Source organism: Aequorivita viscosa (assembly GCF_900106795.1).
Classification (GTDB): Bacteria; Bacteroidota; Bacteroidia; order Flavobacteriales; family Flavobacteriaceae; genus Aequorivita; species Aequorivita viscosa.
This window is the reverse complement of sequence record NZ_FNNS01000040.1, coordinates 1-14,179: the sequence shown is the minus strand read 5'-3', so window position 1 is coordinate 14,179 and position 14,179 is coordinate 1. Positions and strand designations below refer to the sequence as shown.

Here is a 14,179-nt window from a genome sequence, read left to right as displayed (position 1 = left end):
CAACCAGGAAAACCAACCCAAAATGCATTTATAGAACGTTTCAACGGCTCATATAGGCGTGGGGTTCTAAACAAATATATTTTTGAAGACCTACACCAAGTGCGTGAACAAACTCAAATTTGGATGGATGATTATAACCATAAAAGACCACACGATAGCTTAGGGAAAATACCACCAGTAAAATATGCTGAAAACAAACGTGTCGCTGCCGCTAGGCTCATTTTAAAATAAAATGGCTTTAAAGAAACAATATGAAGAGAAAGCCATTCTATTTTAAAACGTAAAAAATTATATATTTGGAAAAACTAACAGTTCTAAATAGGGGAAGCTTACAATTTTGTTGCGCATCAAAACCGAAATATTTCACGTTTTCTAGCTTCCAAATCCTAAATAACACCTTTTCAATACTTTATAACCTGTGTTACCTCCCAACTCGACGACGGCCAGGCTTGTTTCGTATCGTGACACGGGCGGTACGGTCTTGTTTCTTATTTTGGATTTTACTGATTCTTAAGATAACGATCATAGAAGGCTGAGAAAAAATTGTTTTCATATTCATTTTGATTGTTATTAAAACAAACATAAAATTCAATAAAAGAACTTTTTTGCTAGTCTCGCAAAATTCAATTTTTATAGAATTTCCCCAACAAGTAATACACGAATTTGGAAGGTCTTACAATAGGATGGTTTGTTTACATGTAGCTCCTATTCTTTCTAAAAACCAACCCTTGTTTTCAATGAAAAAGGTCATTTTTATATTTAAAAAATGACCTCGGCTAATTCTCACTTTAAAAAATAGTCTGGATATTTAGTTTTTGGTATATCTATATGTAAGCGTTTCACCAGGATTTATTCTGCTATTTGTTTCAGAAACTGTAGCCCCATTGTCGCGCGCTACCATTTTCAAAGACACAACTTGAGAAGACTCATAACTAATTACTGTATACGTGTAGACACCCGCAGGCCCTCCATTTCGCCATAACACATTTCGAGAGCTTCCGTCGGGGCAGCTGCTATCACAAATAACATCCATAACACCACCAGTGGGCGAATTTCGTGTGTCTAAATCAATTATGTTACCAAATGGATCTGTTACTATCAGTTCCAAATACACATTCGTGCCGCCCCAAGCAAGATTAAAGCGTGGGCTGCCATCTGCTCCAGAAAGATTTCCGTCCTCTCCTGTAGTGCATTCTGCTCCATCGTTTTCAATACATAGCGCCATTTGTAAGGCACCATCTGGAGAGGTAAATGTGCCTGTGGTAATTTCGCCATTAGACCATTCTGCAGTATAGGTATACTCTGTGTTTTTTGGTAATGCAAAAAAAGCAGTATTGCAATCTTCATCAATAAAATAATTTCCATCTAAACCCTTTAAGCGAAGGGTTTGATAAGATAAGGCAGATTGTTGTCCATCTACATCTCGATGCAGGTTTAGCAATAAATCATACATTGGATTGCAAAATCCCCCTAGCGTATAAAAGTTATTGAGCGGGCTTAAGGTCGTGCCGTTTATCGTAATAGTGGCAAGACAGCTTTCATCATGTGTTACGTACACACTAGAATGTGTTTTGCTATCGCGATACGCTTGGTCAAAAGCACCCACAGTAACAACAGCTCCACTAACCGTAATAGGAACACCATAGGTATAGGTGCCAGAAATTGAGAGATCATACCCTGTTGAGGTGTCAGAGATACTACCGCCTAAATCGATACAATCCTTAAAAAGTCCGTCGTTTTGAGTTACCCTCAGAGTAAGAGAATTGGCTGTAGTTTCAATAGTTCCTCTCAGTACTCCAGAAGGAAGTGTAAGACTGTATGTTTTGTCGGAGCTTGTTTTAAGTAATCCATCCAAAGAATTGGTAATCCCCGTTGTAGTCATTGCTACAGAAAAAGTACCTTCGTAGTCTTTCACAAGATTATCGGAAGCTGGGGCATCATCCTTTTTGCAAGAAAAAAGCGTGAGACTTGCAAAAATTAATAAGACAAATAGATTTGATAGTTTCATAAGTTACTAGTTTTAAATTATTGATCAGTTAGTTGCTATGCCTTGCAGTTTTAATATTTAATTGAAACCGATTTTAAGACCTTAAAAGAATTGAAAAAGAAAATATATTAGTAAAAATAATTCTCTTAATTAAGCTAGGAAACACCAATTTATTGGTAAATTTCTACGAATAACACAAAGATAGAGCGCAGTCAATTTCAATTTTCAAATCGCTGATTTTGTGTACTATAATTAAGGGTTATGGAAGATTCATTTTATGAAAAAGCAAGCCAAATATGGCATTCACTTTCCAAAAATTCTATTGAAGGCGTAGTGGATATGTCGGTGTATCATAAGCTTTTTAATGCTTTTCATATCGGTTCGTACTACTACTATATTTTTAACGTAAAAAACATCAGCTTCGAGTTTGTAAGCCCAGAGATAAATGAAGTATTAGGATACGCCCCTAAAGCTTTGGATGTGGAGTTCTTAATTGATAAAATTCATCCTGATGACAAACCGTGGTTCCTAAATTTTGAATACAAGGTGAATGAGTTCTTTAAGACTTTACACAACAACCAAATCGCAAACTATAAGGTAAGCTACGATTACAGAATTAGAAAGAATAATGGCGAATACATTAGAATGCTTCAACAAGTACTAACCATCGATTACGATAAAAAAGGTGCAATTGTTCGCACATTAGGCGTGCATACCGATATTTCACATATAAAAGCGGCAGATTCCAGCGCCTTAAAGCCTTCGCTATCGTTTATCGGCCTAAATGGCGAACTTTCCTATCATAATATGAATGTTAAGAAAGTTTTTAAAACATCTCAATTACAATTTACCAAACGAGAAAGCGAAATACTCCTAAGCCTATTGAATGGTAGAAACAGCACCCAAACAGCGACGCTTTTAAATATCAGTAAATTGACAGTTGATACACACCGGAAGAATCTTTTGGCAAAAATGCAAGTATGTAATACCGCAGAATTAATAGCTAAATCGATTAAACTCGGAATGATTTGATGCAGCGTGCTTACCTCTCCAACACCCAAAACTTTTACCTTTGAAAAGAAATAAATAAAAAAACCTATGCCCAAAAAAGTTATTCGGATGAAGATATTTAGTTAATTTCTGCATATTTGAACAAAAAATCAACCCTTGAATCACTAACCACGAGAAGTAAAAATATGATTATTACAGATGCTGTAAACATCATTATTAAACTTTTTAAACCATGAAGTTGTTAAACTATTACATAAAACCTTTCAAATATATTTTTGATTTCAATGGTAAATCCTCTTTAAAAGAATTTTGGCTGTTTTTTTTAATAAATATAATTGTATCAATATTTATTGGAATAATCAGAGGTTTAACCGGCTACCACACACTTAGAGAAATATTTCTGATAATTACATTATTACCTTTCATTGCGTTAGGCTTTCGAAGATTAAATGATGCAGGTATAACAAAATGGTTGTTTTTAATCCCTTTTGTTAATTTAGTATTAGCTTGTTTTCCAAAGAAAAAAGAACGTTACTAAAACAAAATGGAGCTACCATATTAAATGTAGAGTATTTAAACTTCTTTAATTTCAATACGCACGCTCTGCATTACCTTCATAAAAATTAATGTAAGCGCGGTTTACAACACGATTTCCTCCTGCGGTAGGGTAGTTTCCTGTAAAATACCAATCTCCAAGGTTTTTCGGGCAGGCCTTATGTAAGTCATCCACGGATTGAAAAATAATTTTCACCTTTGCTTGAATTCCGTTGTCGCCGATTATTTCAGCTATTTTATCAGAAATCTGTTCATCTGTAAAAGGTGCATAAAGCTGTTTAACGTGATTTATTACCACAGCATCTTCCAGCGATACCTGCTCTTTACACTTATGGTATATTTCTTCAATAACCGCTTCCGTTCCTTGGTCTTTATGAAGTTGTAAGGCTGCTTGAAATGCTACTAAATCTTCTAAACGAGCCATGTCAATTCCGTAACAATCTGGATATCGAATTTGAGGCGCTGAAGAAACCACTACAATTTGTTTTGGATGCAATCGGTCAAGCATTTTCAAAATACTTTTCTTCAAAGTTGTTCCTCGAACGATGCTATCATCTATAATAACTAGGTTATCATTGGGTTTTACAACGCCATAAGTAACATCATATACGTGCGCAACCAAATCATCCCGGCTGTTATCGTCTGTAATAAACGTTCGAAGCTTTACGTCCTTCACCGCGATTTTTTCTGTTCGGATTTTATGGGCCTGTATTTGATGTAAGCGATCTAAGGTTAAGGTTTTTCGCTCCTTGATTATGGCTTCGTTTTTCTGTTTGTTCAGTTCGTCTTGGGCAGCATCTAACATTCCGTAAAACGATGTTTCGGCTGTATTTGGTATAAAGGAGAATACCGAATTTTCAGTGTCAAAATCTATTGCATCAAGGACTTTCGGCATCACCAATTTCCCGAGCATTTTTCGTTCTTGATATATTTCGGCATCATTTCCTCTAGAAAAATAGATGCGTTCAAAAGAACAAGAACGACGCTCTAAAGGCGCAATAATTTGGGAGGTTTTTGCATTCCCATCTTTTTTAATAATTAATGCATGACCGGGTTCTAACTCCTTAACTTCATCAAAAGGAACATTAAATGATGTTTGAATAGCAGGTCTTTCGGAAGCAACCACAACAATTTCATCATCTTTATAATAATACGCAGGTCTAATTCCGGCAGGATCTCTTAGAACAAAAGCATCTCCGTGACCCAAAAGTCCAGCCATTGCATACCCACCATCCCAATTGGAAGCCGATTTACGTAGTATTTTAGCGAGTTTCAAATTTTCAGCTATAAACGGTGAGGCTTCTTGTTTGTTTAAGCCTTTTGCCTTTGCTTTTTTATATAATTTACTAACAGCATCATCCAAGAAATGGCCAATTCGTTCCATTACGGTAACGGTATCTGCTTTTTCTTTGGGATGCATTCCCAATTTTATAAGATTGTCAAAAAGCTCATTGGTATTGGTCATATTAAAATTTCCCGCAATTATAAGGTTGCGGTGCATCCAATTGTTTTGACGAAGAAAAGGGTGTACATTTTCAACACTATTTTGACCAAAAGTCCCGTAACGAACATGACCAAGAAGCAATTCGCCTATATAGGGAATGTTTTTCTTTTGAGCGGCAACATCACTTTTATATTCAGGATGGTTTTTAAATTCAAGGTTGATGCGTTCATTTATTTGCGCAAAAATATCTTGAATAGGCTGCGGGTCATTAGAACGAATTCTGCTTATATATCGCTCCCCAGGAGAAACGTCTAGCTTTATACTCGCTAAGCCCGCTCCATCTTGTCCACGGTTGTGCTGCTTCTCCATCATTAGGTACATTTTGTTCACTCCATAGAATGCAGTACCATATTTCTCTTTGTAGTATTCCAAAGGCTTTAACAGTCTTACCAAGGCAATTCCACATTCGTGTTTTAACGCGTCGCTCATAATTTTTTGGAACTATATATGTACAAAAAACGCCCTGAAAGTTTCAGGGCGCGTATTTTAAGTTAATTTAATATCAAATTGTGTCAGACTCTTAAACTGTTGAATGCGCTGATGCACCTCTGTATTTGTAAGGTTCAGTAATCTTTCTGGACCAAACTTCTCAACACAGAAGGAAGCTAAAGCCGAACCGTTAATAACGGCATTTTTCATATTGTTATAGCTATAATCCCCCGTTTTTGCTAAATAGCCTGTGAAGCCACCCGCAAACGTATCGCCAGCGCCTGTTGGGTCAAAAACTTCGCGTAATGGCATTGCCGGAGCAAAAAACACATCGTCATCACCAAAAAGCAAAGCACCGTGCTCTCCTTTTTTAATAACTACGTAGTCGGGTCCCATTTCCATTATTTTCTGTGCAGCTTTTACAAGCGAGTATTCCCCCGAAAGTTGTCTAGCTTCCTCATCGTTAATTGTAACAACATCAACCTTGGCAATTACCTTCATTAAGTCTTCGAGTGCGCTATCCATCCAGAAATTCATCGTATCAAGAACAATCAATTTTGGCGAATTCATTTGCTCGATTACACCAAGTTGGACGAGTGGATGCAGGTTTCCTAACATCACAACTTCGGCATTTTTATAATCTTCTGGAACTTGTGGATTAAAGTCGGCTAGAACATTCAGGTCTGTTATTAGGGTGTCGCGTGTATTCATATCGTTATGATATTTTCCACTCCAAAAGAATGTTTTTCCTTCTTCCACGACTTCCAATCCCGAAATATCCATTTTTTTGCTTTGAAGCATTTCTAAATTTTCTTTTGGGAAATCACCGCCTACGATAGAAACTATAGCGCCATCAACTTTAAATTGAGAAGCGGCCAAGCCGATATAAGTAGCGGCACCACCGAGAATTTTATCAGTTTTTCCGAAAGGAGTTTCAATAGCATCAAAGGCAACAGTGCCAACAATCACGAGTTTGCTCATATTAGAGTTTTGAAATGAGGTGCAAATTTAATCAAATTATTAATAAATGAAGGGCATTTAACAACTTAGGAAAGAGAATTGAAAGGTTTATTTTGCGCTGAAAATATGGAGTTATTCACTCTCTGCTTTAATCATAACACACAAGGCATCGAATTAAAAACACCACATTTTTCACATATAAGAACAGCAATTCCTTAGTTATAAATACAGTTAAAAATATAGATAAATACAACCGTTTGGCAGGTGAGTTAGGAGAGGGAATTAAAACAGCCGCTATAAATCACAATTTTTCTTAGAATTGCTGAATATAAATCGAGGATTTTTCTATAAATTTTTCTATAAGAAGATAAAGGAGAAGCGTTTTACGAGTGAAGAAGTTAAGTTACTTTCAAAATATCTTTATCCTTATGAATACAACGAACTTGAGGTGAAAATAATAAAGGATTTACTTGAGAAATCAAAGTCGGAAATCAAAGCGGGTGCATGTTGTGGTTACGAATCAGTCTCCAAGAGTCGAAAGATAAATATGGTTTAAAAAGATAAATTATAGATTAAATTGACTTTTTCAACCATTTAAGAGTTCTCATTTTAGAAACAAGAGAGATTTTATTTCCGTCCAAAATCTGCAGGAATCTCTCCCCACGCTTTAGTCTCCCACTTTACAATTTTTGTGGTATAGGTGTTTTCCTTAAGCCAGTTTTCGGCTCTTGCCACTAATTCAAAAAGCGTTTTATTTTTGGTATTGACCTTAAGTTTGGTGTTACACTTTTTCCGTTTTACCCATCCCATTGCAATTCTTGAATCGGTATAAATAATGCGATCACTGTTATTTTTTTTCAGAAAAGCTAAGCCGTGAACCAGTGCCAAAAACTCCCCAATATTATTAGTTCCTTGTTGAAAGGGCCCTTGGTGAAACAGTTGTTTGTGGGTTTGTGTATCTACTCCGCGATATTCCATTTTCCCCGGATTCCCGCTTGAAGCAGCGTCTACGGCAATAGAATATAAATTAGGTTCGCCAATTTTCTGAAGCTGTTCTTTTGAAAGTGTTTTCTTTACAGTTTTCCCCTTGTAATCGGCATATTCTTTATTGTAGGCCTTTTTGGCTTCGGCAAAAGTCTCAAAGCTCTTGTATTGCGCACCCTTCACTCCTTGAATGGAGCGTTTACATTCAGCCCAACTGTCGAATATTCCAGCCGGATTCCCGAACCAAACTACATAATACTTTTGCTTTGCCATACTTATAAAGACTGGGGTTTCGTCCTGTCCTTTCAAATTTTAATTGATTCTGCCCTCAACTGATTACCCCTTTGATAATCTTAAATTTTTAACTAGGATTTTTTTAAAATTTCCTCAATTACTTTCGGAAACCATTCGTACTCTAATTGATGTACTTTGGCTGCACAAGTTTCAGATGTATCGGTTTTTGAGAGCTGAACAGTTTTTTGGGTAATGATAGCTCCCTCATCATAATGCTCATTAATATAATGAATGCTTATTCCTGTTTCCGTTTCTTTGTTATTCACAACTGCTTCGTGAACCGCACTCCCGTACATTCCTTTACCACCGTATTTCGGCAACAACGCTGGATGAATGTTTATAATCTTATTCGGAAATTCAGCAATTATATGCTCTGGAAACTTTAGTAAAAATCCAGCTAAAACAATTAGATCTGGCGATACTTTTCTCAAACTGCGCAATATTCCATCTTCTGAAGTCAATTCTTCTTTAGTGAACGAAATAGCATCGACGTTCAGGCTTTTTGCTCTTTCTAACACTTTCGCATTTTGCTTGTTTGACAGCACTAAAACTACTTCTGCGAAATCCGTTTGCTGAAAGTGCTTAATGATATTTTCAGCATTTGTTCCATTTCCTGAAGCAAAAATGACAATCCGTTTCTTTACGTTATTATTAGGTTTATTTAAATTCACGTGCTATTATTAAAGAAGGTATTATTATAAAATTCAAAGTTTACGAACCACTACAGAGTTGATTTAGCGTTCAGCAAAACTTAAATAATATACAAAAGTAACGCAATCGGTCTTTACTTCGCTAAAATTGTTTAAATTGGTTTCGTCGTTTCAAGCAGATAAGAACAGATGAAAAAGTAACGATATGATTGTAATTATGGGTTTGCGGCTTTTATTTTAACGTTCCATTCCGCTGCTACAGTTTCAAAATGAGGTTTTTACAGACGTATAACCTACATTTTAAACATTAAATGGTGTTTTCAATTAAAATATTTTATTTTTGCCAATTATAATTAAATTTAAAAATCAAGATTATGTCAGACATTGCATCACGAGTAAAAGCGATTATCGTAGACAAATTAGGTGTAGACGAAAATGAAGTCGTAAACGAAGCAAGCTTCACTAACGACTTAGGAGCAGACTCCTTGGATACGGTAGAGCTTATAATGGAATTTGAAAAAGAATTCGATATTCAAATACCAGATGACCAAGCAGAAAATATTGCTACAGTTGGTCAAGCAATTACTTATATAGAAGCTGCAAAATAAGTATCTCCAATGAAATTAAAGCGAGTTGTAGTTACAGGCCTTGGTGCTCTTACTCCTATAGGCAACAATATACAAGAATATTGGGACAGTCTAGTTAATGGGAAAAGTGGCTGTGCGCCCATAACCTATTTTGATACTGAAAAGTTCAAAACGAAATTCGCTTGTGAATTGAAGAATTTTAACGCATTAGATCATTTTGACAGAAAAGAGGCTCGAAAGCTAGATCGGTTTGCTCAATACGCACTTGTATCATCCGATGAAGCTATTCTCGATGCGGGAATAGACTTTATTGATGTGGATAAATTTAGAGTAGGTGTCATTTGGGGTGCTGGAATAGGCGGTCTCGAAACTTTCCAAGATGAAATGATTAATTATGCCGAAGGGGATGGAACTCCGCGTTTCAACCCCTTCTTCATTCCAAAAATGATTGCAGATATTGCGCCTGCAAACATTTCCATAAAACACGGTTTTATGGGGCCAAATTACACAACTGTTTCTGCCTGTGCGTCTTCAGCAAATGCAATTATCGATGCGTTCAACTATATTAGACTAGGCACTTGTGATATTATTGTTACAGGAGGAAGCGAAGCAGCAGTAACTATAGCTGGAATGGGAGGTTTTAACGCAATGCACGCGTTATCAACCTTAAACGAAAGTCCAGAAACAGCATCCCGGCCATTTGATGCAACCAGAGATGGATTTGTATTAGGTGAAGGAGCTGGGGCTCTTGTTCTTGAAGAATACGAACACGCAAAAAAGCGAGGCGCTAAAATTTATGCAGAAATTGTAGGTGGTGGAATGAGCAGCGATGCGCACCATATGACTGCCCCACATCCGGAAGGAAGAGGAGTTGAACGCGTAATGCTAAACTGCCTTAACGACGCAAATTTAAAGCCAGAAGATGTAGATGCAATAAATACGCACGGTACTTCTACCCCACTTGGCGATGTAGCCGAATTGAAGGCTATTGTAAGTGTTTTTGGCAAACATGCCAAAGACATTAATATCAATTCAACAAAATCAATGACTGGGCATCTCCTTGGTGCCGCAGGAGCTATTGAGGCAATTGCTTCAATATTAACAATGAAACACGGGATTGTACCTCCAACGATTAACCACACTACCGTTGACGAAAACATAGATCAATCTCTAAACCTTACCCTTAACAAAGCTCAAAAACGCGAGGTAAATGTAGCTATGAGCAATACTTTCGGGTTTGGAGGGCACAATGCTTGCGTGCTCTTTAAAAAACTTGATGCCTAAATCTATTAATGCCATCTATTAAAAATATATTTTCATCCCGTCACGACAGGAATGGGGAGTTTTTCGATTCCCTAAAGAAAATATTGGGGTTTAAGCCGAAAAACCTATCGTTATACGAAACTGCATTCACTCATAGATCTACAAACGAAAAAAACCAAAACGGCCAACCTCAAAACTATGAGCGTTTAGAGTTTTTAGGAGATGCTATGTTAGGGGCCGTAATAGCCGCACATCTCTATAAAAAAGTACCAGAAGGAAATGAAGGCTATCTAACCAAAATGAGAAGCAAAGTGGTTAGTCGCGAGCATTTAAATGAACTAGGAAGAGACTTAAACCTAGTGAAATTGGTAAAATCTAGCGTACCGAAACAACAATTTAGCGGGAATATTAACGGCAATGTATTTGAAGCATTAGTGGGCGCTATTTACCTAGATCGCGGAATAAAATACTGTGAAAAATTTATTCAAAAACGGGTTATTAAGCCTTACGTAGATATTAAAAAGCTCGAAGGAAAGGTAATTAGCTATAAAAGCCTTTTCATTGAATGGTGTCAAAAAAACAAAAAAGAATTTCATTTTGAAGTTTATGAAGACAATGGTAAAGATGAACTTAAACATTTTGCTGTCCGATTAAAACTCGACAAAGAAATTGTAGCTAAAGCGCGCGCCACTTCAAAGAAAAAAGCCGAAGAACAGGCTGCTAAACGAGCGTACTACAAGCTTCAAAATAAAATAGATACCCCAAAGCACTAATAAGCGGAAAATTAAAAATTAGCTTATAAAAACCTACTTACCTTCACACTTAATAAATTAGGGAATAATTAAGATGTTTTCTAAGGACTTAATCTATTACTTCCGTATTTTTGTAAGTAGTGGGAATGTGGCCACTTAAATAGCTTTTTTAGCCGTATTTCTGGACCCTTCTAATTTCTAGGAACAATTCTCAAAAATAGTTAATATGGCCAACCTTAAACTTGTTCTTGATGAGGAAATGGACGAACCCTTTGCGCTAGTTGCTATTCATTGCAGTGAAGAAGAATACAAGGTGGCATATTTATTAAATTCCCAACTGGGTACGAAATTAAAAAGAAGGTCTTCAGATCTCGATTTTTCAAATAATGGTTTAATTGTAACCTATCCAATATACGATTTTGAAGATACGCAGAAATACAGCAGTTACCAATTAGTTGCCAATAAATGTCGTTTCGAGAATCTATCACTACATAGCCCTTTAGGTTTGTTTGACACAGGAGTTTCCGAAAAAGAAAAAACTCATTATCTGCTTCCAGAATACAAAAAAGTAGATTACATTCTGAAAATTTATTCAGATTTTGAAGCCTTTTCATTACGACAAATAATTTCAGAAATAAACGAAATAAAACAAGTCATTTCAGCATATACGCTTGATATGAACGATATAAAATCTAAAAACAACTTAATTTTCGATTAATGTTTAATCAAAAAAGAACAAAAATAGTAGCCACCCTTGGCCCTGCGACTTCCTCTAGGGAAATCCTGAAATTCATGATGTTGGAAGGTGTAGATATGTTTAGAATTAACTTTTCACACGCCAATTATGATGTTGTAAAAGAATCAATAGCGACCATCCGAAGCCTTTCTGAGGAATTAGATATGCACGTGGCGATTTTGGGCGATCTTCAAGGCCCAAAACTTCGAGTAGGAATGATGAAGGAAGAAGTAATCGTTCAGCCTGGCGATGTACTTTCCTTTTGCACAGGAAATGAATTTGAAGGAACTAGGGAAAAAGTGTATATGAATTACGACAACTTCCCAAAAGATGTAAATGTAGGAGAGCGCGTGTTGCTAGACGACGGAAAACTGATTTTCGAAATTCTGGAAACCAACAAAGTTGACGAAGTAAAAGTAATGGTAGTTCAAGGAGGACCGTTACGCTCAAAAAAAGGAGTGAATTTGCCAAATACAGATATCTCTCTACCAGCATTAACAACAAAAGACAAAGAAGACGCAATTTTTGCCATTGAACAACAAGTTGATTGGTTGGCGCTTTCATTTGTACGGCATTCAGAAGATTTAAAAGGTTTACAAGCCTTAATTGAAGCGCATTCGGAATATAAAATTCCAATTATAGCGAAAATAGAAAAACCGGAAGCCGTTCGTAATATCGATAATATTATTGCTTATTGTGATGGTATTATGGTTGCCCGTGGAGATTTAGGTGTAGAAGTTCCCGCAGAAGAAGTTCCGTTAATTCAAAAAGAATTGGTACTTACTGCCAAACGCGCTCGAATTCCGGTAATTATTGCAACACAAATGATGGAAACAATGATAACCTCATTAACTCCAACCAGAGCAGAGGTTAATGATGTTGCCAATTCTGTAATGGACGGAGCCGATGCGGTTATGCTTTCAGCCGAAACTTCCGTCGGAAATTATCCCGTTTCCGTAATAAAAACAATGACAAGAATTTTAAAGAGCGTTGAAACTTCAGAATTAATACGTGTTCCACAAGAACCGCCACAAGTTAAAACCAATAGATACATCACTAAATCTATCTGCTATCACGCCGCCAATATGGCAAATGAAATTGAAGCCCAAGCAATTTGCACGTTAACAAATAGTGGTTATACGGCTTTTCAGATTTCGGCTTGGCGCCCATCAGCGTTCATTTTAGCCTTTACTTCAAACAAACGCATTCTTGCCCGTTTAAACTTGTTATGGGGTGTTAAAGCTTTCTTTTACGACAAATATGTAAGCACAGATGAAACAGTTGAAGACGTAAACCAAATTGCTTTTGAAAAAGGATATGTTCATAAAGGCGATTACCTAATCAACCTCGCTGCTATGCCTATTGTAGATAAAGGAATGGTAAATACCCTTAGAGTTTCACAAGTAAAGTAATTTGGCAGTTATAAAAATTCAGTTTACGTAAAATACTGGCCTGAAAGAGTTTAACAAATGATTCTTTCAGGCTTTTTTAATGTTTATTGAAATTGATTTTCAAAACGAAAAGTTTGTATCAACTTGAACAACCTAGTGTTAAAGATAACCTGCTGAAGATTGTGGGCCATGTTGGATTCGAACCAACGACTTCCACGTTGTCGACGTGACACTCTAAACCAACTGAGTTAATGGCCCGTGAAATAAAGAACGAAAATACGAATTCCGCTAGGCAAAACAAACAATGGGCTTTAAGTTATTTCTAGAAAAAGAAAAAGACCCATAATCTGAACTTATATGCAGGATTTTAACAACACATATCCTAAAGAATACCGCGAATCATCAGCCTTTTATTATCCCAAGCCTATCGCTATTAATTTATTACAAATTAAATTGCTATTAAATGCACTGTGGTAAAATCTATAGGCTCAATAAAATTTCATTTTTTCATCAAATATTTTTAATAAATGTTTGCAGGTATTAAAAACTAAACTATATTTGCAACCGCTAACACGAAGGGCGATTAGCTCAGCTGGTTCAGAGCACCTCGTTTACACCGAGGGGGTCGGGGGTTCGAACCCCTCATCGCCCACAGATTTTAAAAGCCGAAAAATACTTTACACAGTAGATTTCGGCTTTTTTCTTTTTGTATATAATAGTCAACAATTTGCTGCACATCCAGGATCAAGTCCAAAAGTTGTGGGATTTCAGGATTATGCAAAAATTGTTGTTAGTCTAAATAGGAAAAAATCTACGTTCCTTACCCCTCTAAATTGTGCTCTGAATGCTTTTATTTTAGCGTTGAATATTCTGCTGAAGCATTAGTACTTCGATTATCAAAGTAGTTTAATATGTTCATATAATGTATTGACATTGTTCTGGCGATAGTATTGAAGCTTTTAAAGGTCGCCTGTCTTACTTTTTCATACCATTTTGCCAAGCGTATGAGTGCGGATGTCTTATCTTTTGTGTTATTAAATATCCAAGATAGGTTCTGGCATAATTTGTAAGCCTTT

The 14,179-nt window shown here is 36.4% G+C and carries 14 protein-coding genes and 2 tRNA genes; 9 read left to right on the top strand and 7 right to left on the bottom strand.

Going from position 1 to position 14,179, the window contains the following annotated elements; all coding sequences use genetic code 11:
• Positions 1 to 231, top strand: a 231-nt coding sequence (locus BLW28_RS15065; protein ID WP_143036914.1) for an integrase core domain-containing protein, incomplete at its 5' end; no start/stop codon positions are given.
• A gap of 577 nt (positions 232 to 808) precedes the next feature.
• On the opposite strand, the gene BLW28_RS15060 is transcribed toward BLW28_RS15065, so the two are convergent.
• Positions 809 to 2,008: a hypothetical protein gene (locus BLW28_RS15060; RefSeq protein ID WP_073222139.1), complete on the bottom strand. Its 1,200-nt coding sequence runs from the start codon at positions 2,006 to 2,008 to the stop codon at positions 809 to 811.
• Between the two features lie 240 nt (positions 2,009 to 2,248).
• On the opposite strand from BLW28_RS15060, the gene BLW28_RS15055 reads away from it, so the two are divergent.
• Together BLW28_RS15055 and BLW28_RS16175 are read left to right on the top strand one after the other, a co-directional pair.
• Complete coding sequence (locus BLW28_RS15055; RefSeq protein WP_234946509.1) at positions 2,249 to 3,019, top strand: LuxR C-terminal-related transcriptional regulator; 771 nt, start codon at positions 2,249 to 2,251, stop codon at positions 3,017 to 3,019.
• 211 nt (positions 3,020 to 3,230) lie between these two features.
• The gene (locus BLW28_RS16175) at positions 3,231 to 3,536 is read left to right on the top strand and encodes a DUF805 domain-containing protein (protein ID WP_073222142.1); all 306 of its coding nucleotides are present in this window, start codon (positions 3,231 to 3,233) and stop codon (positions 3,534 to 3,536) included.
• 51 nt (positions 3,537 to 3,587) lie between these two features.
• Here the strand turns inward: BLW28_RS16175 and BLW28_RS15045 are convergent, their stop codons facing one another.
• The 4 genes from BLW28_RS15045 to purN form a co-directional block, all read right to left on the bottom strand.
• Entirely contained in the window at positions 3,588 to 5,486 is a 1,899-nt protein-coding gene (locus BLW28_RS15045) for an amidophosphoribosyltransferase (RefSeq protein WP_073222145.1), read from the bottom strand.
• Between the two features lie 57 nt (positions 5,487 to 5,543).
• Positions 5,544 to 6,467 (bottom strand): PfkB family carbohydrate kinase, encoded by a 924-nt coding sequence (locus BLW28_RS15040; protein ID WP_073222149.1) that lies wholly within the window; start codon positions 6,465 to 6,467, stop codon positions 5,544 to 5,546.
• Positions 6,468 to 7,073: 606 nt separating this feature from the next.
• Positions 7,074 to 7,703: a ribonuclease H1 domain-containing protein gene (locus BLW28_RS15030; RefSeq protein ID WP_073222153.1), complete on the bottom strand. Its 630-nt coding sequence runs from the start codon at positions 7,701 to 7,703 to the stop codon at positions 7,074 to 7,076.
• Between the two features lie 92 nt (positions 7,704 to 7,795).
• Positions 7,796 to 8,395: a phosphoribosylglycinamide formyltransferase gene (purN, locus tag BLW28_RS15025; RefSeq protein ID WP_073222156.1), complete on the bottom strand. Its 600-nt coding sequence runs from the start codon at positions 8,393 to 8,395 to the stop codon at positions 7,796 to 7,798.
• A gap of 353 nt (positions 8,396 to 8,748) precedes the next feature.
• On the opposite strand from purN, the gene BLW28_RS15020 reads away from it, so the two are divergent.
• The 5 genes from BLW28_RS15020 (at position 8,749) to pyk (ending at position 13,124) form a co-directional block, all read left to right on the top strand.
• Positions 8,749 to 8,982 carry an acyl carrier protein gene (locus BLW28_RS15020; RefSeq protein ID WP_073222159.1) on the top strand — a complete coding sequence of 78 codons (234 nt, stop codon included), beginning with the start codon at positions 8,749 to 8,751 and terminating at the stop codon, positions 8,980 to 8,982.
• A 9-nt stretch (positions 8,983 to 8,991) separates the two neighbouring features.
• A complete protein-coding gene (fabF, locus tag BLW28_RS15015; protein ID WP_073222162.1) occupies positions 8,992 to 10,245 on the top strand; it encodes a beta-ketoacyl-ACP synthase II in 1,254 nt (417 codons plus the stop codon).
• A gap of 8 nt (positions 10,246 to 10,253) precedes the next feature.
• Entirely contained in the window at positions 10,254 to 10,997 is a 744-nt protein-coding gene (gene rnc / locus BLW28_RS15010; RefSeq protein ID WP_073222164.1) for a ribonuclease III, read from the top strand.
• 205 nt (positions 10,998 to 11,202) lie between these two features.
• Entirely contained in the window at positions 11,203 to 11,694 is a 492-nt protein-coding gene (locus BLW28_RS15005) for an IPExxxVDY family protein (RefSeq protein ID WP_073222166.1), read from the top strand.
• Positions 11,694 to 13,124 (top strand): pyruvate kinase, encoded by a 1,431-nt coding sequence (gene pyk, locus BLW28_RS15000; protein ID WP_073222167.1) that lies wholly within the window; start codon positions 11,694 to 11,696, stop codon positions 13,122 to 13,124. Before BLW28_RS15005 ends, pyk begins: the two co-directional genes overlap by 1 nt.
• A gap of 162 nt (positions 13,125 to 13,286) precedes the next feature.
• Here the strand turns inward: pyk and BLW28_RS14995 are convergent.
• Positions 13,287 to 13,361, bottom strand: a tRNA-Val gene (locus tag BLW28_RS14995).
• Positions 13,362 to 13,680: 319 nt separating this feature from the next.
• On the opposite strand from BLW28_RS14995, the gene BLW28_RS14990 reads away from it, so the two are divergent.
• Positions 13,681 to 13,755: transfer RNA gene (locus tag BLW28_RS14990), tRNA-Val, on the top strand.
• A gap of 198 nt (positions 13,756 to 13,953) precedes the next feature.
• On the opposite strand, the gene BLW28_RS14985 is transcribed toward BLW28_RS14990, so the two are convergent.
• Positions 13,954 to 14,179 (bottom strand): transposase (locus BLW28_RS14985; RefSeq protein ID WP_244885853.1); only part of this gene is annotated, 226 nt, incomplete at its 5' end.

Coding starts and splice junctions, on each gene's coding strand:
- BLW28_RS15060 (WP_073222139.1), bottom strand. CDS start 2,008: ATGAAACTATCAAATCTATTTGTCTTATTAATTTTTGCAAGTCTCACG.
- BLW28_RS15055 (WP_234946509.1), top strand. CDS start 2,249: ATGGAAGATTCATTTTATGAAAAAGCAAGCCAAATATGGCATTCACTT.
- BLW28_RS16175 (WP_073222142.1), top strand. CDS start 3,231: ATGAAGTTGTTAAACTATTACATAAAACCTTTCAAATATATTTTTGAT.
- BLW28_RS15045 (WP_073222145.1), bottom strand. CDS start 5,486: ATGAGCGACGCGTTAAAACACGAATGTGGAATTGCCTTGGTAAGACTG.
- BLW28_RS15040 (WP_073222149.1), bottom strand. CDS start 6,467: ATGAGCAAACTCGTGATTGTTGGCACTGTTGCCTTTGATGCTATTGAA.
- BLW28_RS15030 (WP_073222153.1), bottom strand. CDS start 7,703: ATGGCAAAGCAAAAGTATTATGTAGTTTGGTTCGGGAATCCGGCTGGA.
- BLW28_RS15020 (WP_073222159.1), top strand. CDS start 8,749: ATGTCAGACATTGCATCACGAGTAAAAGCGATTATCGTAGACAAATTA.
- fabF (WP_073222162.1), top strand. CDS start 8,992: ATGAAATTAAAGCGAGTTGTAGTTACAGGCCTTGGTGCTCTTACTCCT.
- rnc (WP_073222164.1), top strand. CDS start 10,254: ATGCCATCTATTAAAAATATATTTTCATCCCGTCACGACAGGAATGGG.
- BLW28_RS15005 (WP_073222166.1), top strand. CDS start 11,203: ATGGCCAACCTTAAACTTGTTCTTGATGAGGAAATGGACGAACCCTTT.
- pyk (WP_073222167.1), top strand. CDS start 11,694: ATGTTTAATCAAAAAAGAACAAAAATAGTAGCCACCCTTGGCCCTGCG.